The sequence below is a fragment of the Acetobacter ghanensis genome (genome assembly GCF_001499675.1).
Taxonomy (GTDB): Bacteria; Pseudomonadota; Alphaproteobacteria; order Acetobacterales; family Acetobacteraceae; genus Acetobacter; species Acetobacter ghanensis.
On sequence record NZ_LN609302.1, the window covers coordinates 874,305 to 895,596 of the forward strand.

The window sequence follows — 21,292 nt, forward strand, 5'->3', positions numbered from 1 at the left end:
AAGGCTTGCAAGCGGCATTGGCGAGGGCTGGCAGACCACAAAAACGTGGTGTTTGCCCGTGTGCAGGAGGGGCGAGGTGCGTAAGCACAGTGTTATGGTAGGGGACAAAGTGCTGTATTACGCAGCCCAGTTGTCGCACGCACAGCGGTTTGCGCGGGCCAGACAGGCGGAAGGTATTGCCGCGTATGTTGTGCCGGACCAGGCGCCACGACCAACACGCAAGGTGCGTATGAACCCACTGACCGGGCAGCCTTATAAAAAACCAAAGTCCAGCACAAAGACGACCGAACGCAACGCCCCGGCGGCAGCACCCACAAGCGTTGATGAGAGGCCGGAAGCCTGACTGACGGAGGTCAGACGGCAACAGTGCGGTTGCGGCGCCAGCTATCTTCCAGAGCATCGGCCGGGTCCGGGTGTGGGTCGCTCCATGCGCCGTTCTGACCGGGGGCATGGGCAAGGGCACGCCACATGGCGTCCCCTGCCAACCGCTCCATAACTACATGCCACGATGGGGGAATGCGCCCTAACAGACGTTCCATTTTCTGGCCGGATGTTAAGGGTTTGGCGTAGTTATGCCCCATGGTGGCGGTCTTTCAGTTCTTTTTGGCTTTAAGCAGACCCATGATCTCGGCAATAATTTCTGCCGGCTGGTGTAGGGTCAGTAGGGACCATGCCGGTTCATCCGGCTGAGGCGGTTCCAGTGTATCCAACTGGCTGGGCAACTGGCTGGCGGGCATAAAGTGCCCTGAGCGGGCGTTCAGCCGTGTGTGCAATGTGCCCTCATCTGCATGGAGATAGACGAACTGCACATTCAGGTCCTGCTCGCATAGCCTGTTCCTGTATGCACGTTTGAGGGCAGAGCAGGCCAGAATACCGCCGGTGTTCTTGTCCGCGCAGGATTTGAGCCACGCGTGGCAGCGTTCCAGCCACCCTTTGCGGTCCAGATCGGTCAGGGGAATGCCATCCCGCATTTTGGCAATATTGTTTGTGTCATGCAGGGTGTCGGCATCCAGCCATGGCCAGCCCAGTTCGTTGTGCAGGCCTTCCGCAATGGTTGTTTTGCCAGACCCACAGACCCCCATGACCACAATAAGCCGCTTGGCAATGCCATGTGCGGCAGGCTGTGCGGGTAGAACATGGTCGGGTGAAAAAGCAGAACTGTTAAGAGACATGTCTTAGCTCCCCTGCGGCGTTAATACGCGAATACCATCCGGGCCTGCCGTAATGGTCTGGGTTGCCATGTGCAGGAACAGCCCATGCTCAACAACGCCTACAATGTTGTACAGGGCGTGGCTTAGTTTTTCTGGTTCCATAATGGCAGGAAAAACGCAGTCCATAATCAGGTTTTTCTCATCGGTCAGGAAAAAAGACCCATCGCGCATACGGCGTGGCGTAACCTGTGCGCCCAGATTACCCAGTTTGCGGGCGGCATTTTCCCATCCAAAGGGAATGACCTCAACCGGCAGCGGGCAACGCATACCCAGATGGTCCACATATTTGCTGGCATCTGCGACAACAACGAACTGACGGGCTGCCGAAGCCACAATTTTTTCCCACAGAAGCGCGCCGCCCAGACCTTTAATCAGGTTCAGGGTCTTGGGTTCAATTTCGTCCGCGCCGTCAATGGCAATATCCAGCTCGGGCTGGGCACCAAAGGAGGTCAGGGGAATACCCTCTTCCCGCGCCTGCTTTTCGGTTACAATGGAAGTGGGGATGGCCGTAATCCGCAATCCTTCCTCCCGAATGCGGCGGCCAAGCTCTGCCACGACAAATTTGGCGGTGGAGCCAGTGCCAAGGCCTACGGCCATGCCGGTTTGCACAAGGGAGGCAGCCTGCACGGCACATTGCTGCTTGAAGGCGGCGGCAGGGTCGATCTGTGTGGCAGTCATCAGTTTTTATCCTTGTTATTGTTTGTCCGATGGGGCCGCGGCCTGGTCTGTAAACCATACCAGTTCCCCCAGTGCGGTTACGGCACTGGCCGGGCAGGCCGGGTCCTGCGCCCGAATGCGTGTAACAATATGCTGCTTGGCTGCACCTTCTACCAGAAAAACAACGTGCTGGCTGGCATGAATGGCAGGGTAGGTTAGCGTAAGCCGGGTATGGGGGGCCGCGGGTGGTACACAGGTGGCGACCCATGCTTTGCGGTTATGCAGAACGGGCTGGCCGGGAAAAAGCGATGCCGTATGCCCATCAGTACCAACGCCCATAAGCTGCACATCAAAAAAAGGTCGGTCTGGCGCAAACTCTTCGGCACCATAAAGGTCTTTGAGCGTGCGCTCATAGCTTTGAGCCGCCTCTTCCGCCACGCCACGGTCCGGCATGGGAAAAATGTTACCTGCCGGAATGGGAGCCTTGGAAAACAGCAGGCGCTGCATCATGCCAAAATTGCTGTCTGCATGGTCATGCGGCACAAACCGGTCATCACCAATAAAAAACTGCATGTTCCGCCAAGGGAAGCGCTCCACATAAGGACTGCTGGCCATGAGGGCATACAGGTGCTGCGGCGTAGAGCCGCCACTCAGGGCGATGCGGAAGGGCGCACCCTCCTTTTTTTCAAGACTGCGTTTCAGCAGCCAGTCCGCCAACCCGGTTATCAGTTCGTCCCGTGTGGGAAAAACATGCAGCGCACCTGTGGCGGTTGTCTGTCCGGGCATGGTTTGGTCTTTCTTCATCATTGGGGGTGTGCGGCCGAGGGCGCCGCGCCGTTGTATGTGTGGTGGGTGTTCTTGCTACAACGGGGCAGAATAAAATCTGTTATGGCTCTGGCCCAGCCTTCCTGCGTGTTGGGGCTGGTTACAAAATGTGCGCTGGCCTGCACATCTGGCGTGGCCTGCCCCATGGCAATAGAGAGACCCGCAATGGACAGCATGGGAACATCATTGTTCATATCCCCAATGCAGGCGACTTCCTCCACACTGACACCGTAATAGGCTGCCAATTGGCGCACCGCATACCCTTTGTTGGCATGCAGGGGTGTAATATCCAAAAACCACTTGCTGGAAAGGGCAACGCAGGCCCGACCTGCCAGTTTGCGGCCAATATCCGCTTCCTGCTCATGCAGAGCGGCGTGGTCTGCGGTGGAGCCAGCAACTTTGCCAATGTTCTGCGTGTAAGCACTCAGGTTGTCCACCTGCGTGGGGATGGTCTGCACGGTGCGGCTCTCGGCCTGTACCAGAGGACTTTGCGCGTTGCGCACAAACCATGCGTGCCCCCGGAACAGCCAAGTGTCCACCTTCTGGGCCTGAAGCATATCCAGTGCATCCAGCACGGTCTGCGGGTCGAGGGAAAGGCTGGACCGTATGGTCCTGTCGGGGTTGAAGAGGGTACCCCCGTTCAGCGCACCATAGGGTGTGTTGATCCCGAGTTGGTCAAAATACATTTCCATGCCACCGGGCGGGCGACTGCTGACAAGGCAGAGCGGAATTCCCGCGTGGCGCAAGGCCTGTGCAGCAGACAGGCTCTGCTGTGTGATCTGTTTGTCCGGGGTAAGGAGAGTGCCGTCCATGTCGGATACAACAAGGCGGATGCGGCAAGCGGGGGGACGGTCAGGCCCGTGCCTGTTTTGCCCATTGCCTGCCATTGTTCTTCTCCTCAATGTTCCCCTGCTCCCCATAAAGAGCAGGGGAATGTAAAGACCTCAGCTTTTGCTTTCTACGTGGCCGCCAAAGCCAAAACGCATGGCGGACAGCACTTTTTCAGCAAAGGTGTTGCCGCTGCGGGAACGGAAACGTGTGAACAGGGCCGCCGTCATGACCGGTACAGGCACGGCTTCTTCAATAGCCGCTTCAATGGTCCAGCGTCCTTCGCCTGAATCGCTGACTTCCCCGCTGAATGAGGACAGTTCACCATTGCTGGCAAGGGCCTGAGCTGTCAGGTCCAGCAACCAGGAGGAGACCACACTGCCACGGCGCCAGACTTCCGCAATATCCGCCATATTCAGCGAAAAGCGTTCGTCTTCGGCCAGCAGAGGGGAGTCCTTACGGTGCATTACGTCAAACCCTTCTGCAAAGGCCTGCATCATGCCGTATTCAATGCCGTTATGAACCATTTTGACAAAATGGCCTGACCCAGCAGGACCGCAGTACAGGTAACCCTGCTCGGCCCGAGGGTCCAACCCTTCCCGCTCGCGGTTGGGGGTGCGCGGGATGTCGCCCATACCGGGGGCAAGGGCTGCCAGAATGGGGTCAATATGGTCAGCGGCTTCCTTTGTGCCGCCGTACATCATGCAGTAGCCGCGTTCCAGCCCCCAGACGCCGCCGGATGTGCCGATATCGAGGTAATCAATTCCCTTTTCGGCCAGCACTCTGGCACGGCGGATATCATCTTTATAATAGGTGTTGCCACCATCAATGACGATATCGCCACGTCCCATCAGGCCAGCAAGGGACATAACGGTTTCTTCCGTAATGTCGCCTGCGGGGAGCATGGACCACACAATTTTTCTGGGGCCGCTCAGCTTGGCGACAACATCAGCCAGACTGGAAGCCCCTGTTGCTCGCCCGGTCTCAGCCCGTGCGACCGTTTTTTCCACGGCTGCTGCGTCCCGGTCGTAAACAACAACGTCGTGTCCGTGGCGTGTCAGGCGGACGGCAATATTGCCCCCCATCCTGCCCAGCCCAACAATGCCAATTTGCATAATGTCTCTCTTGTTCAGTCGGTCTGTTACAGGGCGTCATGCAGGGCGGTGGCCAAGGCTGCAAGCCCTTCCTTCAGGTTGCCGCGTATATGCACACGCAGGGCGCGGCGTTTGCGTTCGGCCAGAACGTCAAAATCCCCACGGGCCTGTGCGGCTTTGACAACGCCAAACGTATAGCTGGAGCCGGGCACGGGCAGGTCACGCGTATTGTCTGCCGTAATCTGCAAAAAGACGCCGGTGTTGGGGCCACCTTTGTAGGCCTGCCCTGTGGAGTGCAGAAAGCGCGGACCAAAACCTGTGGAGGTTGCAATGGTTTTTGCATCACGCACATGCAGGCGCACATGCTGGAGCCACTCTACCGTTTCTCTGTTGCGTTCAATAAAGGCCAGCAGAGCGACGTAGTCCCCCGGTTTGGTGCGATCCAAATGGGTTTTGAGAATGGCAGCAGCACTGTCTGCCTTTACGGCCGCCGCATTGGCGGGGTCGGCAAAAAATGCCAGTGGACCAAATTCCGCAAATGGGGTTTCGGCTGGCAGGGCGCCTGTTTTGTCGTAAGCCTCGGTCAGCTTGCGGGTTTCCACCTTGGTGGATTCCACGTCCGGCTGGTCGAACGGGTCAATACCCAGAAAAGCGCCAGCTACGGCTGTTGCGATTTCCCACCGGAAGAATTCCTGCGCAATCTGACGTTTGTTGTGCAGGTTGATGGTGATAACCGGCTGACCTGCCTCAATCAGGGTCGCAATGGCTTCATCCTGCTCATGCCGGTGTTCTGGTACGAGGCGTAGATAAACGAACAGGCGGTCTTTACCGTACCGGCTGGGGCCACCCAGTGTTTCGTTATCAACCGGGATAATGCCTTTGCCGTGTTTGCCGGTGGATTCCGCTACAAGCTGTTCCAGCCAAGCGCCAAAATCTGCAATTTGCGGGGTGGCAATAATGCTGAGTTTGTCTCGCCCCTGCGTTTTGGCAGCAACGCCCATCAGTGTACCAAGCTGGACGCCGGGGTTGGCGGCAGGCGGCACGCTAGCATCGCACAGACGGACCCCGCGCAACGCATCTTCCAAAAACAGGCGTACGGGCACACCGGCCGCGGCGGCAGGCACAAGGCCGAAGTTGGACAGAATGGAGTAGCGGCCACCAATTTTGGGGTCGCCCGCAAAAACCTTCCAGAACCCTTCCTTTTTAGCCAGCGCTTCCAGCTTGGAGCCGGGGTCTGTAATGGCCACAAAATGAGAGCCTGCTTTTTCCTTGAGCGCCCGTTTGGCAAGGTCCTGAAAATAGGCCAGCATAATATTGGGCTCAAGCGTGCTGCCAGACTTGGAGGCAACAATAAACAGCGTGTGGAACGGGTCTATTTTGCGTTCAAACGCAGCAACCTGCTGCGGGTCCGTGCTGTCCAGCACATAAAGATGGCCAAAGCCCTCATGCTTGCCAAAGGTCATGGCCAGCACTTCCGGTCCCATGCTGGACCCGCCCATGCCCATGAGCAGAACCTGCTGGAAGCCGCGGGCTTTGACCTCGGCCTGAAAAGCCTCCAGCTCGTCCACATGGGCCAGCCGTTCGTCCACCACGTTCAGCCAGTTAACCCAGTCCCCTTCTGACTGGCCAGTCCATACGGAAGCATCCTTGCGCCATACGCGGCGGATGGTGCCGTCTTTGCGCCATTCTTCCAGCCCCGCATCCACGGCGGCCTGAAGGTCGGTTGGCAGGCTGGTTTTAAGGCCGGTCAGCTTGTTGCCCATCAGCGTGATCTGCTTGCTGGCAACGGAGCCAAGGAGCGCGTCAAACGCATCTTCAAACGCGCTTACGCCCTCGTTCAGCAACGTGGCGGTCACGCCATCCAGATCAAGGCCGAGGCGTTCTGCGTCTTCCATCACGCTACGGGCTTCGGCAACGCCTTGCGTCAGGGTCTCGCTCACCGTGCCGTGGTCGCGGAAGGCGTCCATAGTGGCGGGGGGCAGAGTGTTAACCGTATGCGGGCCAATGAGTGTGTCCACATACAGTACATCGCTATAGGTTTTGTCCTTGGTGCCGGTGGAAGCCCACAGCAGGCGCTGGGTCTGGGCCCCTGCGGCCTCCAAAGCTTTCCAGCGAGGGGTCTGCATCATTTCCTGCCAGTACACATACGCCATTTTGGCGTTGGCAATGGCAACCTTGCCGCGCAGGGCCTTCAGGCTTTCGGCATCCTTGTCTCCCGCTTTTACCCGGCGGTCGATTGCGGCATCAATTTTACCATCAATCCGGCTGACAAAGAATGATGCCACGGAGGCAACTTGGGAGAGATCTCCCCCACGGGCCTTGAGGTCCTCAAGCCCGCTCAACCATGCTTCGACAACATCGCGGTATGCGGCGAGGGAGAAAATAAGGGTCACATTAACGTTGATTCCCGCCGCAATGCTCTTGCGAATAGCCGGGATGCTTTCCGGCGTTGCGGGAATTTTGATCATCAGGTTAGGGGCGTGGACATCCGCCCACAGCCGTTCCGCCTCGTGTGCTGTGCCTTTTCCGTCCCGTGCCAGATAGGGTGAGACTTCCAGGCTGACAAAGCCATCCCGCCCTTTGGTCTGTGCATGAACGGGTGCTAGCACTTTTGCCGCAGCCTGAATATCTGCCACGGCCAAACGTTCGTACAGCGCGCCGGGGGAGAGTGTCTCATGCGCCAGAATATCGCGCATCTGCGGGTCATATTCCGTGCCGTCTCCCATGGCTTTCTGGAAGATGGCCGGGTTGGAGGTTACGCCACGTATGTCCCCGCTTTGCACCAGTTTGGTCAGCGACCCGTCTTCCACAAATGAACGGCGGATAAAGTCCAGCCATGGGGACTGATGGACCGTGGCCAGAGCCTGTAATGGGTTGCTGCCTGTTGGCACAGTAGCGGTCATACCTGCATATCCTTATATTGCCCGGCTTCTCCAGTAGAGGAGGCCGGGCCTAATCCTGTAACCATTACGCCAGACGGGCTGTTTGGTTTAGCCCGCCTGTTTGCGGGCTGCCTCCACAACAGCTTCCACGGTAAAGCCAAAGTGCTTGAGCAACTGGCTGGCAGGGCCAGACGCACCGAAGCCATTCATGGCGATGATGGTGCCAGTTGGTCCTGCGTAACGGTCCCATCCAATGGGGGAGGCCGCCTCTACAACGACCCGCCCCGTTACACCGGAAGGTAGGACGCTTTCGCGGTAAGATTGTGGCTGTGCTTCAAACAGTTCCCAGCTAGGCATGGACACCACGCGGGCCGGCACGCCTTCGGCGCTCAGGGTCTCGTAGGCTTCAACCGCCAGCGAGAGTTCACTACCCGTTGCAATCAGGATGACCTTGGGGGTCTGTTCGCTGCTCGCCAGCACGTAAGCGCCTTTTGCCAGACCGGAGGCAAGCGCATAGCGCGAGCGGTCCAGTGTGGGGAGGTTCTGGCGGCTCAGGGCCAGTGCTACCGGGCCGGAGCGGCTGGCAATAAGGTAGCGCCATGCTTCGGCCACTTCATTGGCGTCTGCTGGGCGGAGCGTGACCAGACCGGGCGTTGCACGCAGTTGCACCAGCTGTTCAATAGGCTGGTGGGTTGGTCCATCTTCTCCCACACCAATGGAATCGTGGGTGAAGATGTAGGTGACCGGCAGCCCCATAAGGGCGGAAAGGCGGATGGGCGCCTTCATATAATCCGAGAAGATCAGGAACCCGGCGCCATAGGGGCGCAGGCCGTACAGCGCCATACCGTTCACAATGGCGCCCATGGCGTGTTCACGCACACCAAAGTGGAAGTTACGACCAGCGTAGCTGCCTCCCCATTCGGCAGGCTGAAAACTGTCCTGCCCCTTAAGCAGGGTTTTGGTGGATGGTGCCAGATCGGCAGAGCCGCCAAGCAGCCAGGGCAGACGGCCCGCTACGGCGTTCAGCACGTCCCCCGAGCTTGCGCGTGAGGCAATGCCTTTGGCATCCGCCGGATAGAGCGGTATGTCCGCATCCCATCCTTCGGGCAGAGTGCCGTTGAAAATAGCGTCCAGTTCAGCTGCATCTTTCGGGTGGGCTGCGCGGTAGTCCGCAAACAGCTTTTCCCACGCTGTGCGGGCGGCAGCGCCACGGGCACCTAGGCCAGCGCGCATGTGGGGCAGAACCTCGTCCGGCACGGCAAAGCTGCTATCTTCGGGCCAGTTGAGGAATTTTTTGGTTTCACGCACTTCTTCCGCACCCAGCGGTTCGCCATGAGCGGAAGCCTTGCCCGCCTTGTGCGGAGCACCCCATGCAATGACGGAATGCGCGATAATCAGGGTCGGTTTGGTGGGCTGCGCCTTGGACTGTTCCAGAAGCTGGAGGAAGGCGGATGTGTCGTTGGCGTCTTTGAGTTCCAGCACCTGCCAGCCATAGGCGGCAAAGCGTTCGGCCACATTTTCCGTAAAGGCGACATTGGTCGACCCTTCAATGGAAATACGGTTGGAATCATAAATCCACGTCAGGTTGCCCAACTGGAGGTGAGCGGCCAGCGAGGCGGCCTCGCTGGAGACACCTTCCATCATGTCACCATCCCCACACAAGGTGTACACATGGTGGTCAAACAGCGTGAAGCCGGGCTTGTTGTAGCGTGCGGCCAGCCATTTTTCAGCAATGGCCATACCTACGGAGTTCCCACAGCCAGCCCCCAGCGGGCCTGTTGTGGTTTCCACCCCCGTGGTGTGGCCATATTCCGGGTGCCCCGGCGTTTTGGAACCAAACTGGCGGAACTGTTTAAGGTCTTCCACGCTTAGAGCAGGTTCGGATGTAACCTTGCCGTCCTTGACCTGTTGGATGCCTGCAACATGAATAAGCGCGTACAGCAGCATGGAGGCATGGCCGATGGACAGGACAAAGCGGTCGCGGTTTGGCCACAGCGGAGCGGTGGGGTCGTAGTTCAGGGCGTTCTGCCACAGAGTATAGGCAATCGGGGCCATGGACATGGCCGCACCGGGGTGGCCGGAATTGGCTTTTTGCACAGCATCCATCACCAGCGTACGAATGGTGTTGATGCACAGCGTATCCGGGTTGTTCGATCTACCGGCTTCCGCTCCGGCTGGTGCACGAAGGGGGGTAGAAAAAGAAACGCGCATAGCGGGCCTGTCCTCCAACTGGGCTTTAGCGCAAAGCCCGCAAAATAGGGTGGGGGCCTGCGCATGAGGCCCCCCATAAAAGAAGTTTTTGCACAATTCCACGGTTCTGCATTTTTCGGCAAGAGACGAGCTTGCTATAGGCAGAACCCTTGCGGAGTTATCCAGTTCCTCCCATTATATCAAAAGAGTTGCTTTTCTGCCATGTGCCCCCACCAGTCTTTCCCTATAAGCTGGTCCGTGACGCATGGCCGATGCGATGAAAAAAAGCCATCGGGCAACCCCAGGCAGTGTTCTGCCGTAACAGTATGAAACCGTTTTTTCCGGAGGTCAGCCATGACAGAAGAGTCTTCCCGGACACAGTCCGAGCAGGCCCCCGCCAATCCGGCAGCCGGAGAGGGCGGGCAGGGTTTTACGCGTGAACAGGTGGACGCTCTGTTCATCAATGCCGCCAGAGAAGGTGATGCAGACCTTCTGGCGCGCTTTCTGGAAGCTGGGATGAACCCCAACCAGAGGGCGGAAAAGGGATACACGCCGCTTATTCTGGCCGCCTATAACGGGCATAAGGACGCCGTGCGCGTGCTGCTAGACCGTGGTGCGGACGCCAACCTGCAGGATGAAAAAGGCGCCACGGCGCTGGCCGGTGTTGCCTTTAAAGGTGATGTCGCACTGGCCCGTTTGCTGCTGGATGCAGGCGCGGAGGTTGATGTTCCCAACGCAGTAGGCCGCACACCGCTTATGTTTGCCGTTATGTTCGGGCGGGATGACGTGGCGCGTGTTCTGCTGGCCGCGGGTGCCAACGTGCTGCTGCGGGACGGAGAGGGGCTGAATGCTCTGGATCTGGCGCAACGGCAGGGCAACAGCACGCTCTTGCAGGATTTGAAAAAAGCGGTAGGCGTTTCCGCCTGAGCTTACAGTAAAGCCGGGTGCGCCAGTGTGCATCCGGGCTGTTTCGACTGAGCCTTTTTTGAGCAACGGCCTGCCTGCGCAGGCCGTTCAACTTATGTCTATGGAATGATCAGAATGAGCCGTTTCTGGAGCCCTCTTGTTCACACCCTCACACCCTATGTGCCGGGTGAACAGCCCAAAATCGCCAATCTGATCAAGCTGAACACCAATGAATCACCTTATGGCCCATCTCCCCGCGCGCTGGAGGCCATGAAAGCCGCTACAACCGAGAGTATGCGCTTGTATCCGGACCCCGAGGCACTGGCGCTGCGAACGGCGCTGGGGCAGCGCGTGGGTCTTTCCGCCGACCATGTCTTTGTTGGGAATGGGTCTGACGAGGTGCTGGCTCACGCTTTTCAGGCGTTGTTCGCACATGGGGACCCGCTGCTTTTCCCGGATGTGAGTTATAGTTTCTACAAGGTTTACTGTGGGCTGTACAAGCTGCCCTACCGTATGGTGCCCCTGACCTCGGATATGCGCATTGCGGTGGAGGACTATACAGGGCCTTGCAGTGGTGTGGTTATTGCCAACCCCAATGCGCCTACGGGCATAGCGCTTGAACTGGAAGACATACGCAAACTGCTGGAAATGCACCCGGACCGAGTGGTTTTGGTTGATGAAGCCTATGTGGATTTTGGCGCGCGGAGTGCGGTAGAGCTGATTAGGGACTACCCTAACTTGCTGGTTGTGCAGACTTTTTCCAAGTCCCGTGCGTTGGCTGGGGCGCGGGTTGGCTTTGCCTTTGGGCAACCGGATCTGATTGAGGCGCTGGTGCGGGTTAAGGATAGTTTTAATTCCTATCCGCTTGACCGTCTGGCGCAGGCCGGGGCGACCGCATCGGTGGAAGATGAGGTCTGGTTCAACCAGACTGTGCAGCGGGTTATGGCCAGCCGTGCCCGGTTGAGCGAGGGGCTGAAGTCTCTTGGTTTTGAAGTCTTGCCGTCTCAGGCAAACTTTGTTTACACTCGGCATCCCGACCGTGATGCAGGAGAGCTGGCGGCGCAGTTAAGATCCCGGGCCATTCTTGTCCGGCACCTTAAGGGTGAGCGCACGATGGCGTGGTTGCGTATTACGGTGGGAACCGAAGAGCAGTGTCAGACCTTGCTTGATGCTTTGCGCGACTGTGTTCTTTGCAATTCGTAAAAACTGTCTGGTTCTTCGTTTTGCCCACCCCGGTTTCTGGCCGGGCCTGTGTCGCGCTGCGCACAAAAGGCAGGCGTTGCAGGATCGTCAGGTATTAAATTTTTAAGACATAAACCATACGGCTTTGTCCGCTTGGTCTTGATTTGATGGAGGGTCTGTTCATGCGCGCTTTTCGCGGCCAGATGTCTGATAACCAGCCCATTCGGCGCTCCCTGCCGGAAAAACAGAAGCAGCTGCGTGACCTGAAGGAAACGCTGGCGGCCATGAAGTCCCACACGTCTCCTGCATTGAAGGAGAGCGTGCGTAAACGGATTGCCCAGCTTGAGGCGGAACTGACCGCGGCTCCGGTTCTCAAATCCAACCGTTCGGGTGGTGCGCCACGGGCCAAGCAGGAACGGGGCAGCACACCACGCCGACCAACAATACGGTCTATTTAAAACAGGCCAGAAGGGGGAGGGGTGGTTGACCTCTCCCCTTTTTGTGTGGCTTGTGCGTGTTGTAGCGCTTTTTTGTCTTTATTTTTGCCGTTGTGATGGCGCTCCACGGTGCACTGGAAAAATCCCATAACAGATTAGCAGAGCAGGGAGAGCGGAATTGGCTGGAACCACCTTGTCTCAACTGACAGATCTGCTTTCTGAAGGGGGAACCCTGCTGCGGGATGGTCTGGTATGGGCCATTTACTGCCGTCCGGGGCAGGAGCCGCAGGAGCTGGAGCGCGAGGTGGTCATCCACCGCCTGACAACCGGGAACTTCCCTCCCGAGTTCGCCGAGGGCGAAGGCTGGGCATGGTTTCATTTTGACATTGTACACACCATGTCCCGCCATCAGATTGAGACCATTCCTTCTCTGCCGGAGGAAGTGCGTCAGGTTCTGACCAATCTGGAACGTAGCACCCGGCTGGAAAGTGAGGGGGACATCGTTTTTGGTGCCCTTCCCGCGTTTGATGATACGTCCACGGATGATGACCGCAACGTCAGCACATGGCGTTTTGCCCTTGAGCCTGACCTGCTGCTGACCACGCGCCGCCACCCTATTCCCGCTCTTGGTGTGGTGTTCCACGAACTTAAGCGCGGACTGGTGCCTCGTTCCCCCGCCAAGGTGGTGGACCGTGCCCTGCTGGAATTTGCCGATACGCTGCGGCGGGACTTTGCCCGTCTGGATGACCAGCTTGATCGGGCCGAAGATGTGCTGCTGATGCTCGACCGGGATACGGATCTGGGTCGTATGAGCGGCCTGCTGGGTATGGTGCGCCGCCGCTCCACGGAATTACGACGGGTGCTGGCTCCGGTGGATCGTATTTTTCGTGATGAAGAGCTGGAACTGCCAGAATGGGCCGAAGATGATCTGAAGGATCGGTCCCACCGGCAGGTTCATGCCGCACTCGATGACCTTTTAGCACTTCAGGACCGGGCGCGGTCCTTGCAGGATGAACTCACCTCCAATCAGGCGGAAGAAACCAACAGGCGGCTGTATATTTTGACCGTTGGTACCATTCTTATGCTGCCAGCAACGCTGGTGACCGGCTTTTTTGGTATGAATACTGGCGGCATGTTCCTGACCAATGGCACATGGGGCACGGTGGATGCCGGTGGCCTATGCCTGCTGATCATGATGGGAACATGGTTCCTGCTCAAGGTAACCCGCCTTCTGTAGGAGGGAGGGGCTGTTTTGCGCGCGCTATGGGGTGCGCAGAATTTTGGCAGTATGTCTGACGTGCCATAAAATTAGCCAAGTTGGTGGATAAAGCCCTCTGCTGGAGACGTACGGGAATCCTGATGGTTCCCGGCATCAGTCTGGGTGCGAATGGTCATGCCAGTATTGTTTACGCAAATTGGAACTGGTTCTGTAATGGCTGCCCGCTGGTCTGGTAGAGCGGTTTCTTGCGTGGCAGGCATGGTCTGTATAAATACAAAACCGTATTTTGGTGCCGGTTTGTGCCGTGTTCGGTGTCAATCAGGCCGAATTTCCTGTGCCTTGGCAAGGATGGATTGGACAGCATGACAGGCAGACAGGCCCCCTCCCGGATGCAAGACTGTTGTGTCTCCCTTTTTCCTCAAAAGACGTTGCGTGCAGTAAAAGGGATTATGGCGCTGGGGCTTCTGGCCCTGCTGGCCGCGTGCGCTAATCAGCCCGGTGGGCGTGATTCGGATGTGCCCATAGCGCAGGAGGCCGAGTTCTATCGCTCCCATGCCCGTGCCTATTATGCGCCTCCCGGCCCACCAGAAGATCCGTGGGGCCCTTATATACGGGAAGCATCGCAACGCTTTGATGTGCCGGAGGAATGGGTGCGTGCCGTTATCCAGCAGGAGTCCGGCGGCAAGCTGTTCCATGATGGCCAACTGGTTACATCCGGTCCCGGCGCCATGGGGCTGATGCAGCTTATGCCTCCAACCTATGATGAAATGCGGGCCACATATAATCTGGGCGGGGATGCTTACGAACCGCACGATAATATTATGGCCGGTACAGCATATTTGCGGCAGTTGTACGATGTATATGGCTCACCGGGCTTTCTGGCAGCGTATAATGCCGGGCCGGGTCGTCTGGAAGATTTTATAACCCGTAACCGTACACTCCCGCGGGAGACCCGGAACTATGTGGCGTCCATCGGGCGGCGCATTGTGGGCATTTCACCACAGAACAGGTCTCAGGCCGATATGCAGGTCGCTAGCCACGATACGTTTATGCAGACCGCTGCTGCGGCACAGCCCGTGCGTACACAGGGTGGCATAAGTGCTGTGCGGGCTGCCTGGTCGGCCCGGCAGCAGGGCAGTATGCAGCCTGTGCAGGTGGCTGATGCCATTGGGGACGATTCTGCTGATAACACTGCCTCCAATACCTATGGGCAGGACTGGCATCCTGTTTCACGTAAAACAGGAGTCGATGGTCTGGCGGAAAGCCCGGCTGATGTGCGGGCCATATGGGCCAAACGTCTGGGAGCCTCCGCCCAGACAACGGCAGACACACCGGTGCAGGTTGCTCAAGCTTCGGAAGACGTAGCAGATTCATCCAGCCCGCTCACGGACTCTGCGCAGTCTGGTACCGAACCGGCCAGAGTTGCTGTGGCGCAGGGGGGGGCTGGTAACAATCTGCGTCTTTTTTCTACAGCCCATGCGGAACCAGCACCTTTGCAGAGCAGGAAGGTCCGGGGCGTAGAGGTTAAAAACTGGGCTATTCAGGTTGGGGCCTTTGGGTCTGCCAGCATGGCGCAGCAGGCATCCGGGCGCGCGCAACATCAGAATAACGCTCTGTCTGGCGCGCATGTGCAGATTGCTATGGTGCAGGCTAAAAAAGGACGGCTGTACCGTGCGCGTCTGACCAATCTGTCTCACACGGATGCGGTGGGAGCCTGCCGCAAACTGAGTGGCTGCGTTGTTATCTCCCCCGAATCTCGGCCCTGAACGGCCGGAGCCGTCTGGTGTAAGCTTCACACCTTAATTAGTTGGCTGGAGCTGGAGCTGGAGCTGGAGCGGTCGGTGCCGGTGTGCCGGGAGCGGCCAGCGGAGCATTGTCTCGGCCGGAGTAACGGTCAATAATTTGCTTAACGGCTGCTGCGGCTTCCTGCGCTGCGGCCACGGCAACATCGCCCCAATACTGGTCGAGCGAGTGGGCGTCTATATCATGCAACTGTGTTGCGGCACCGGCTTCTTTGCCAGCGCTGTCCACAACGTGCCAGACAATTTCAATATGTTGCTGGGGGTGCCCTGTGGTGCCTGCTGGACCGGGTGTGAGTTTAACGGTTGTTGTGACGGTAAAGTCAGCATTTTTTGCTGAATTCTGGATGGTATCCTCACTGTCACGGAACGAAGCGGTAAAGGCCTGCGCCAGTGATGTGTTGCCATCTCCCGGAGCGCCGCTAACGCCGGTAAAATACACTCTTGCTGCACGGTGTTTGAGGCTGTGCGGGTCTTTTTCCATATCATCAGCCTGAATACCTGTAAGCACTGCGGCAATACGGCTGGCGGCATCCTGCGCAACAAGTGTGAAAAAGGTTCCATCCCCTGCAGACCATTGCTCAACAGGTACCGGCTGGCCTTCCTGCGTGGCACGGACCGTGTTTTTGGGGGTCATAATTGTATAGACCGGCACCACCTGACCGTTGCGCAGTTCGGCCTGCATGTTCAGCCACCAGTCCCCTTTGCGGGTGGGCTGGGCTATGGCGGGAATGGTCTGCTGGAGCAGTTCCTGCGCAACATCCTTGGCCCATAGGCTGGCATTGGCATCGGAGAGAAGGGCGTTGGGTGGCGTGGGTACATCCAGCCGGGCTGGGGGGGCACTGGCGGCCAGTCCCGGCCCGTTTTTGTCTGAATGTGCAAAGGGGTGCGGCACATCAAGACATCCGCTTAACAGCAGCAGAGCAGAGCAGGGGAGGGCAAAACGAGCAGGGTACTGGCGGCGTATCATCCGTTGCGGGTTCCCGTGGCAATAACAGAAATCTGGTGTCCGATCTGGCCACCGCCAGCGAGCGTGCGCCGCCTGTGGCTGAAAAAACGGGTTTCGTCTGTCAGAGTGTCAACGCCCAGTGCGGCGGCATGTTTGATTCCGGCGCGTTGCAGACGAAAAACGCACCATCCCGCCAGATCAAACTGGTAATGCCCAGCCCGTTTGCCGGAAGCAAAAAACTGGGCAGCCTGCCTGTCCGCGCTGGTAATGGCTGTGTGCATGTCCTCGGCGGTTTCGTAACTTTCCTGCGCAATGCAGGGACCAACTACCGCACTTAGGCTATCCCGCGTGGCGCCTAGGGCTAGCATGGCCTCTATGGTCGTTTCCAGCACCCCGCTTAATGCGCCACGCCAACCTGCGTGGGCGGCCCCAACAACCGTGCCCTGCTCGTTGCTAAACAGCACCGGAGCGCAGTCGGCGGTAATAACGCTTATGGCCAGATCCGGGTTGGAGGTTACCAGCGCATCGGCTTGTGCACCACGTCCTGCTGCCCAAGGGGCTGTTGCGGTTATAACGGTTGGGCCATGCACCTGTGTTACGCCAAGCAGGCATTCCGCTTGCACACCCATGTGGCGTGCAACCCGTGCCCGGTTTTCGGCCAGATTGTCTGCCGTATCACCCGATCTGGTGGAGCAGTTCAGGCTGGCGTACGGGCCGGTGGAAACGCCGCCCTCACGCGTAAAAAAACCATGTCTGGCCTGCCCCAGCAATGGGCTGGTAAGCGGCGCAAGACTGGACGGTGCAGTAGGTGGGGACGTCATGCAACCGGACCTTTCATAAAGCCGGGGGGCGTGGGCAGGGTGGGGGAGGCCAGAGCCATGACCTTGAACAGATGCCCCATTTTTTCTGGTGCGACCAGCCGGTTTGTGGCCGAGCGTAGCATGGCAGCATCCTGCGGGTTGGCATGGCTTGCCAACTGCTCCGTGCGTTCCATGATGCCCAGATGGCGCAGAAAATCTCCCTGATCTTCGGTCCCGTATGTTGCAACTTCTGCTTTGCGGGCAACGGCCAGCAAGGCAGTAAAGTCCACATGGGTGGTCAGGTCGGCTTCGCCTTCTTCCGCCTGCAACGGAGGGGTCGGGCGGGCGTGGCGCAGTGCTTGTAAGGAATCACCCGTTGAATTTGTATCGTGCCCATAGTCAATAAACAGGGCGACACCGGGGGAGTGAAGGAACCGGTGCGCAAGGTCACGCACAATATGCTGGGCCTGCTCGCATATCTCTACAACCGTATCGGGTTGCAGGGTCCGTCCATCGGGCAGGGAGGGGGCAGCGCAGGAGATCAGCTCCAGTGCTTTGTCGGCCACGTAATGTTCATGCCAGCCTGTGCTGGTCTGGATAAACTGGCGGACGGGCAGCGCGTCCAGAAATTCGTTAGCCAGCAGAATCATGGGGCCAGCGGGTATGTCGTTGACATGCTTGTGCCACACGGGTTGCGCGTAAGCGTGCAGAATTTTTGCTTGAACCTGCCTGAGCCGGGGAGACGTTTCCACCAGATGCACGGTCAGGGCTTTTGCCATGTCTGGTGCCTGACGGGTGATAACACGTAACGCATCGGCCATGAGCGTGCCCCGACCGGGGCCTGCTTCTGCAAGGATCAGCTTGGCGGGGCTGCCCATGCCCTGCCAGACGGTAATGGCCCACGCACCCAGTAGTTCGCCAAAGACCTGAGAAATTTCTGGCGCGGTAATAAAGTCCGACAGGAACGGTGTTTCGGCATAATACTGGGTGTTTACCCGCGCCATAAAGTGGTCAAGGCGTTCTGCGTTGTAGATGTGTGCTGCCATAGTTCCGTTCAGTTTTTTTCAGCGGGTTGAGTTTGCGGGTCGGGCAGGCCGACGTAAATGGGCTGGCGGCGGGCGTTTACCATTAGGGCAATGCCTGCAATCAGCATGGGCACGCAGAGCAATTGGCCCATGGTAATGCCACCCGGCAGGTAGCCGAGGAAGGAGTCCGGCTCGCGGAAAAATTCGCAAAACGAGCGGGCGCAGCCATAGCCAGCCAGAAACATGCCAGCCAGAAAACCGGGGCGCTCACGAATGGAGCGCTGGCGGGAGGCAATAAACAGGACCAGAAACAGCAGCAGCCCTTCGGTCAGGGATTCGTAAAGCTGCGATGGGTGGCGGGGAATAGGCCCCCCGGTTGGAAAAATCATGGCCCAAGGCAGACTGGCCGGAGCCTCGCGGCCCCAGAGTTCACCGTTGATGAAGTTGGCCAGCCGTCCCAACCCTAACCCGATGGGGACAGCCACGGTCACACGGTCTGCAAATGCCAGAAAGTTGAGCTTGTAGCGCCACGTAAACAGCACCATGGCGATAATGACACCAAGCGCGCCACCATGGAACGACATGCCGCCATGCCAGACTTCCAGTATGGAAAGTGGATGACTGAGGTAATAACCCGGCTGGTAGAACAGAACATAGCCCAACCGGCCCCCTGCCAGCACACCAAGGGTGACCCATGTTAGAAAGTCGTCAGCCAGTTCGGCCGTGCCTGCGCGTGGGGGCTGGGCGACCAGCTTGCGCAGCAGCATAATGCCAAGCACGATGCCCAGAATATAGGACAACGCGTACCAGCGCACCGCCAACGGCCCGAAATGCACCAGCACCGGGTCGAACTGTGGAAACATCAGAACAGGAAGCATGGAGGAGTCAATCCGGTGCGTGAGAGGTCAGAGATAAGGGCGGCCTGATGCCAGAGTGTTCTGGACAGCAACCGGCCCACCGGTGAGTAACATCATAAGGTGGACTATAAAGGGGGTGTCTGTTCCCTCCAAGCCAGCAAATGCGGGCATGGCGCGCTGGAGCATAAAAACAGGCAAACGTTTGGTAGTCACGGAGGTCTCAGTTTTCTATCATACTCCGGCATTGCCTCTTTGCTGGAAGATGGAAGGTCTTATCCCATGAGTGATGAAATTACAGTTGTTGCCATTCTCAAGGCCAAAGCAGGTCGTGAGGACGATGTTGCAAAAGCCATGGCCGCCTGTGTGGCGCCCTCCCGCGCGGAAGCCACCAACCACCAGTACGTGCCCAACCGTGATCTGGATGACCCGCAGACACTGATTTTTATCGAACGCTGGGCAAGCCGGAAGGCATTGGCTGATCATATGGAAACGCCACACTTCAAAAAACTGGCGGCTGCATTGGAAGGGCAACTGGACGCACCGTTGCAGGTGCATATTCTACAGCCCGTTGCCGGAGCCTGAATTAGGCACGCCATCCTGTGCCCCGCGCATGTTGCAGCAGGGCACAGGATGAAGCCTTAACGCAGCACAAACTGCTGGAAAACGACCAGAACACCCATACAGAAGGTCAGGAACAGGCTGTGCTTGAACGTGCGCGCCAGTACAACACCTTCCTGTCCTTTCAGGGATGTTACGGACACGCCTGTGGTAATGTTCTGGGGAGAAATCATTTTCCCCATGACCCCGCCAGAAGAATTGGCCGAGGCGAACAGAACCGGGTCGAGCGAGAGCTGGTGCGCGGCGGCAACCTGTAGATTGCCGAACAGCGCATTGCCCGATGTGTCACTCCCGGTAAGAAATACGGCAATCCACCCCAGAAAGACCGAAACAAGCGGGAAGAACATTCCGGTGGAAGAAACCGCATACCCCAGCGTGTAGGTCATGCCCGAATAGTTCATTAAAAATGCCAGACCGATGGTTAGGGCAACGGTTACAATGGCCAGCCATGCCTGCCGCAATGTTGTGGCAATGGCCGCGCCAAACTGGCTGAGTGTGGTGCGTGTTAACACGGCGCTTAGAATGGCGGCTACCAGAATGGCGGTGCCTGTGCCAAGGGGTTCAAACTTCCAGACCGCAGCATAAGCCGTTTTATACAGGGATATGAAAACAGCATTGTCCAGACCGGGCCAGTGCACGGGTAGCGCACCTATGCGGGCAATGTGCAGGGCATCCCACACAATAACCACGGCAATAACGGTAACCCACGGTATCCAGCCTTGCCAGAGTGGAACCGGTGTTGCCTGAGCATGGGCATTTTCGTCCAGCTTGCTCAGGTCAATGGCATGGTCGGGATCTGGCTCAGGTTGCCATACGCGCAGGAACAGGATGCTGGCGACCAGCGATACACTGGAAGACAGAACATTGCTCAGGCTGTACAGACCCGCGCCGGAAATAACCAGCAACGTCAACCCAAAGCTACCCCCCGCAACCAGCAGAATAGGCCATGTCTGGCGTATGGAACGCCACCCGCCATAAAGCGCCATGACATAAAACGGAATAAGGCAGGCAAAGGGGGTAAGCTGGCGGCCAATGGTGGCCCCCAGCACATCTGGCGGCAGGCCGGTAATGGACCCCAGCACGGTTACGGGAATACCAAGCCCCCCAAAGGCCACGGGTGCGGAATTGAAGATGAGCACATAGGTCAGGGCATCCAGTGCGGGAAAACCCAGCAGGATCAGCAAAGCGCTTGTAATGGCAACAGGTGTGCCAAATCCGGCTACGCCTTCCAAAGCCGCACTAAAGCAGAAGCCCAGCACAATCAGCAGAATACGTCTGTCATTGGGAACATTCTGAATAAGCCAGCCCCGGAATGCGTCAAACCGACCGTTGTGCACGGCAACGTTGAACAGCAGCAGGGCGCAGAATGCGATCCACATGACCGGAAGCAGGGAGAACACCACACCGTTGCTGATGCTGGCAAAGGCCAACCCCGGTGGTAGCCCCCATATGCCAATGGCAATAACCAGCCCGACCAGCAGCCCCCCCAGAGAGGACTGCCAGGCCGGTCGTCGTAAAACCCCCATCATGAAAAGAGTAACAAGAATGGGGCAGGCCGCTACAATAAAGGAAAGCAGTAGGCTGTGACCCACAGGAGCAAGAGGTTGTATGAACATGATTGTTCTCAAATAAGGCGTTGTGCCTCTCTCGTTATGTAGAGAGTAGTTGAAGTAACGCGTGCTTGCATGACTGGATGCAATAAAACTTCTTGTTATATCACGCGCACCATCCTGCTGATCTTCTGGTCTTGTGGGGCAGCTGGGTGTTTATGCGAACTTGTATCCGCACGCTGCGTTGAGGTCGGGGAGACACG

At 58.0% G+C, this 21,292-nt stretch carries 22 protein-coding genes; 7 read left to right on the plus strand and 15 right to left on the minus strand.

Going from position 1 to position 21,292, the window contains the following annotated elements:
* The first annotated feature begins 76 nt into the window (after positions 1–76).
* Positions 77–343 carry a hypothetical protein gene (locus tag AGA_RS04275; protein WP_157065303.1) on the plus strand — a complete coding sequence of 89 codons (267 nt, stop codon included), beginning with the start codon at positions 77–79 and terminating at the stop codon, positions 341–343.
* Positions 344–353: 10 nt separating this feature from the next.
* Here the strand turns inward: AGA_RS04275 and AGA_RS04280 are convergent, their stop codons facing one another.
* The 8 genes from AGA_RS04280 to tkt form a co-directional block, all read right to left on the minus strand.
* The gene (locus AGA_RS04280) at positions 354–581 is read right to left on the minus strand and encodes a hypothetical protein (RefSeq protein WP_059023176.1); all 228 of its coding nucleotides are present in this window, start codon (positions 579–581) and stop codon (positions 354–356) included.
* Positions 582–593: 12 nt separating this feature from the next.
* Entirely contained in the window at positions 594–1,172 is a 579-nt protein-coding gene (locus AGA_RS04285; protein WP_059023177.1) for a gluconokinase, read from the minus strand.
* Positions 1,173–1,175: 3 nt separating this feature from the next.
* Positions 1,176–1,889, minus strand: a complete 714-nt coding sequence (gene rpiA / locus AGA_RS04290) for a ribose-5-phosphate isomerase RpiA (RefSeq protein ID WP_059023178.1) — start codon at positions 1,887–1,889, stop codon at positions 1,176–1,178.
* A gap of 15 nt (positions 1,890–1,904) precedes the next feature.
* Positions 1,905–2,654, minus strand: a complete 750-nt coding sequence (gene pgl / locus AGA_RS04295; protein ID WP_059024638.1) for a 6-phosphogluconolactonase — start codon at positions 2,652–2,654, stop codon at positions 1,905–1,907.
* A 17-nt stretch (positions 2,655–2,671) separates the two neighbouring features.
* The gene (locus AGA_RS04300) at positions 2,672–3,580 is read right to left on the minus strand and encodes a Cof-type HAD-IIB family hydrolase (protein WP_059023179.1); all 909 of its coding nucleotides are present in this window, start codon (positions 3,578–3,580) and stop codon (positions 2,672–2,674) included.
* Between the two features lie 57 nt (positions 3,581–3,637).
* Positions 3,638–4,636: a phosphogluconate dehydrogenase (NAD(+)-dependent, decarboxylating) gene (gnd, locus tag AGA_RS04305; RefSeq protein WP_059023180.1), complete on the minus strand. Its 999-nt coding sequence runs from the start codon at positions 4,634–4,636 to the stop codon at positions 3,638–3,640.
* Positions 4,637–4,662: 26 nt separating this feature from the next.
* A complete protein-coding gene (locus tag AGA_RS04310) occupies positions 4,663–7,518 on the minus strand; it encodes a bifunctional transaldolase/phosoglucose isomerase (RefSeq protein WP_059023181.1) in 2,856 nt (951 codons plus the stop codon).
* A gap of 87 nt (positions 7,519–7,605) precedes the next feature.
* Positions 7,606–9,708 carry a transketolase gene (tkt, locus tag AGA_RS04315; protein ID WP_059023182.1) on the minus strand — a complete coding sequence of 701 codons (2,103 nt, stop codon included), beginning with the start codon at positions 9,706–9,708 and terminating at the stop codon, positions 7,606–7,608.
* A gap of 333 nt (positions 9,709–10,041) precedes the next feature.
* Between tkt and AGA_RS04320 the strand changes: the two genes are divergently transcribed.
* From AGA_RS04320 to AGA_RS04335, 4 genes are all read left to right on the plus strand, one after another.
* Positions 10,042–10,614, plus strand: a complete 573-nt coding sequence (locus AGA_RS04320; protein ID WP_059023183.1) for an ankyrin repeat domain-containing protein — start codon at positions 10,042–10,044, stop codon at positions 10,612–10,614.
* Between the two features lie 114 nt (positions 10,615–10,728).
* Entirely contained in the window at positions 10,729–11,796 is a 1,068-nt protein-coding gene (hisC, locus tag AGA_RS04325) for a histidinol-phosphate transaminase (RefSeq protein WP_059023184.1), read from the plus strand.
* A 161-nt stretch (positions 11,797–11,957) separates the two neighbouring features.
* Positions 11,958–12,233, plus strand: a complete 276-nt coding sequence (locus AGA_RS04330) for a hypothetical protein (protein WP_059024639.1) — start codon at positions 11,958–11,960, stop codon at positions 12,231–12,233.
* Between the two features lie 181 nt (positions 12,234–12,414).
* Positions 12,415–13,449: a transporter gene (locus tag AGA_RS04335; RefSeq protein WP_083503663.1), complete on the plus strand. Its 1,035-nt coding sequence runs from the start codon at positions 12,415–12,417 to the stop codon at positions 13,447–13,449.
* Between the two features lie 71 nt (positions 13,450–13,520).
* On the opposite strand, the gene AGA_RS13690 is transcribed toward AGA_RS04335, so the two are convergent.
* Complete coding sequence (locus AGA_RS13690; protein ID WP_157065304.1) at positions 13,521–13,691, minus strand: hypothetical protein; 171 nt, start codon at positions 13,689–13,691, stop codon at positions 13,521–13,523.
* A 102-nt stretch (positions 13,692–13,793) separates the two neighbouring features.
* Between AGA_RS13690 and AGA_RS04340 the strand changes: the two genes are divergently transcribed.
* Positions 13,794–15,197: a lytic transglycosylase domain-containing protein gene (locus AGA_RS04340; protein WP_059023185.1), complete on the plus strand. Its 1,404-nt coding sequence runs from the start codon at positions 13,794–13,796 to the stop codon at positions 15,195–15,197.
* Positions 15,198–15,234: 37 nt separating this feature from the next.
* Here the strand turns inward: AGA_RS04340 and AGA_RS04345 are convergent, their stop codons facing one another.
* Genes AGA_RS04345 through AGA_RS14030 form a run of 5 tightly spaced genes read right to left on the minus strand, consistent with a single transcriptional unit; the run spans position 15,235 to position 19,074 of the window.
* The gene (locus AGA_RS04345) at positions 15,235–16,200 is read right to left on the minus strand and encodes a hypothetical protein (protein WP_059023186.1); all 966 of its coding nucleotides are present in this window, start codon (positions 16,198–16,200) and stop codon (positions 15,235–15,237) included.
* Positions 16,197–17,000, minus strand: coding sequence for a peptidoglycan editing factor PgeF (gene pgeF, locus AGA_RS04350; RefSeq protein WP_059023187.1), 804 nt, complete (start codon positions 16,998–17,000; stop codon positions 16,197–16,199). Before pgeF ends, AGA_RS04345 begins: the two co-directional genes overlap by 4 nt.
* Complete coding sequence (locus AGA_RS04355) at positions 16,997–18,025, minus strand: class I SAM-dependent methyltransferase (RefSeq protein WP_059023188.1); 1,029 nt, start codon at positions 18,023–18,025, stop codon at positions 16,997–16,999. Before AGA_RS04355 ends, pgeF begins: the two co-directional genes overlap by 4 nt.
* 8 nt (positions 18,026–18,033) lie before the next feature.
* Complete coding sequence (lgt, locus tag AGA_RS04360; protein WP_059023189.1) at positions 18,034–18,882, minus strand: prolipoprotein diacylglyceryl transferase; 849 nt, start codon at positions 18,880–18,882, stop codon at positions 18,034–18,036.
* A 27-nt stretch (positions 18,883–18,909) separates the two neighbouring features.
* Positions 18,910–19,074 carry a hypothetical protein gene (locus AGA_RS14030; protein ID WP_231946008.1) on the minus strand — a complete coding sequence of 55 codons (165 nt, stop codon included), beginning with the start codon at positions 19,072–19,074 and terminating at the stop codon, positions 18,910–18,912.
* 66 nt (positions 19,075–19,140) lie between these two features.
* Between AGA_RS14030 and AGA_RS04365 the strand changes: the two genes are divergently transcribed.
* Positions 19,141–19,443, plus strand: coding sequence for a putative quinol monooxygenase (locus AGA_RS04365; RefSeq protein WP_059023190.1), 303 nt, complete (start codon positions 19,141–19,143; stop codon positions 19,441–19,443).
* Positions 19,444–19,499: 56 nt separating this feature from the next.
* On the opposite strand, the gene AGA_RS04370 is transcribed toward AGA_RS04365, so the two are convergent.
* A complete protein-coding gene (locus tag AGA_RS04370) occupies positions 19,500–21,095 on the minus strand; it encodes an L-lactate permease (RefSeq protein ID WP_059023191.1) in 1,596 nt (531 codons plus the stop codon).
* Positions 21,096–21,292 lie beyond the last annotated feature (197 nt).

Excerpts from the sequence above, each read along its gene's own strand:
- AGA_RS04280 (WP_059023176.1), bottom strand. The coding sequence starts at position 581 with ATGGGGCATAACTACGCCAAACCCTTAACATCCGGCCAGAAAATGGAA.
- AGA_RS04285 (WP_059023177.1), bottom strand. The coding sequence starts at position 1,172 with ATGTCTCTTAACAGTTCTGCTTTTTCACCCGACCATGTTCTACCCGCA.
- rpiA (WP_059023178.1), bottom strand. The coding sequence starts at position 1,889 with ATGACTGCCACACAGATCGACCCTGCCGCCGCCTTCAAGCAGCAATGT.
- pgl (WP_059024638.1), bottom strand. The coding sequence starts at position 2,654 with ATGCCCGGACAGACAACCGCCACAGGTGCGCTGCATGTTTTTCCCACA.
- AGA_RS04300 (WP_059023179.1), bottom strand. The coding sequence starts at position 3,580 with ATGGCAGGCAATGGGCAAAACAGGCACGGGCCTGACCGTCCCCCCGCT.
- gnd (WP_059023180.1), bottom strand. The coding sequence starts at position 4,636 with ATGCAAATTGGCATTGTTGGGCTGGGCAGGATGGGGGGCAATATTGCC.
- AGA_RS04310 (WP_059023181.1), bottom strand. The coding sequence starts at position 7,518 with ATGACCGCTACTGTGCCAACAGGCAGCAACCCATTACAGGCTCTGGCC.
- tkt (WP_059023182.1), bottom strand. The coding sequence starts at position 9,708 with ATGCGCGTTTCTTTTTCTACCCCCCTTCGTGCACCAGCCGGAGCGGAA.
- AGA_RS04320 (WP_059023183.1), top strand. The coding sequence starts at position 10,042 with ATGACAGAAGAGTCTTCCCGGACACAGTCCGAGCAGGCCCCCGCCAAT.
- hisC (WP_059023184.1), top strand. The coding sequence starts at position 10,729 with ATGAGCCGTTTCTGGAGCCCTCTTGTTCACACCCTCACACCCTATGTG.
- AGA_RS04330 (WP_059024639.1), top strand. The coding sequence starts at position 11,958 with ATGCGCGCTTTTCGCGGCCAGATGTCTGATAACCAGCCCATTCGGCGC.
- AGA_RS13690 (WP_157065304.1), bottom strand. The coding sequence starts at position 13,691 with ATGCCTGCCACGCAAGAAACCGCTCTACCAGACCAGCGGGCAGCCATT.
- AGA_RS04340 (WP_059023185.1), top strand. The coding sequence starts at position 13,794 with ATGACAGGCAGACAGGCCCCCTCCCGGATGCAAGACTGTTGTGTCTCC.
- AGA_RS04345 (WP_059023186.1), bottom strand. The coding sequence starts at position 16,200 with ATGATACGCCGCCAGTACCCTGCTCGTTTTGCCCTCCCCTGCTCTGCT.
- pgeF (WP_059023187.1), bottom strand. The coding sequence starts at position 17,000 with ATGACGTCCCCACCTACTGCACCGTCCAGTCTTGCGCCGCTTACCAGC.
- AGA_RS04355 (WP_059023188.1), bottom strand. The coding sequence starts at position 18,025 with ATGGCAGCACACATCTACAACGCAGAACGCCTTGACCACTTTATGGCG.
- lgt (WP_059023189.1), bottom strand. The coding sequence starts at position 18,882 with ATGCTTCCTGTTCTGATGTTTCCACAGTTCGACCCGGTGCTGGTGCAT.
- AGA_RS04365 (WP_059023190.1), top strand. The coding sequence starts at position 19,141 with ATGAGTGATGAAATTACAGTTGTTGCCATTCTCAAGGCCAAAGCAGGT.
- AGA_RS04370 (WP_059023191.1), bottom strand. The coding sequence starts at position 21,095 with ATGTTCATACAACCTCTTGCTCCTGTGGGTCACAGCCTACTGCTTTCC.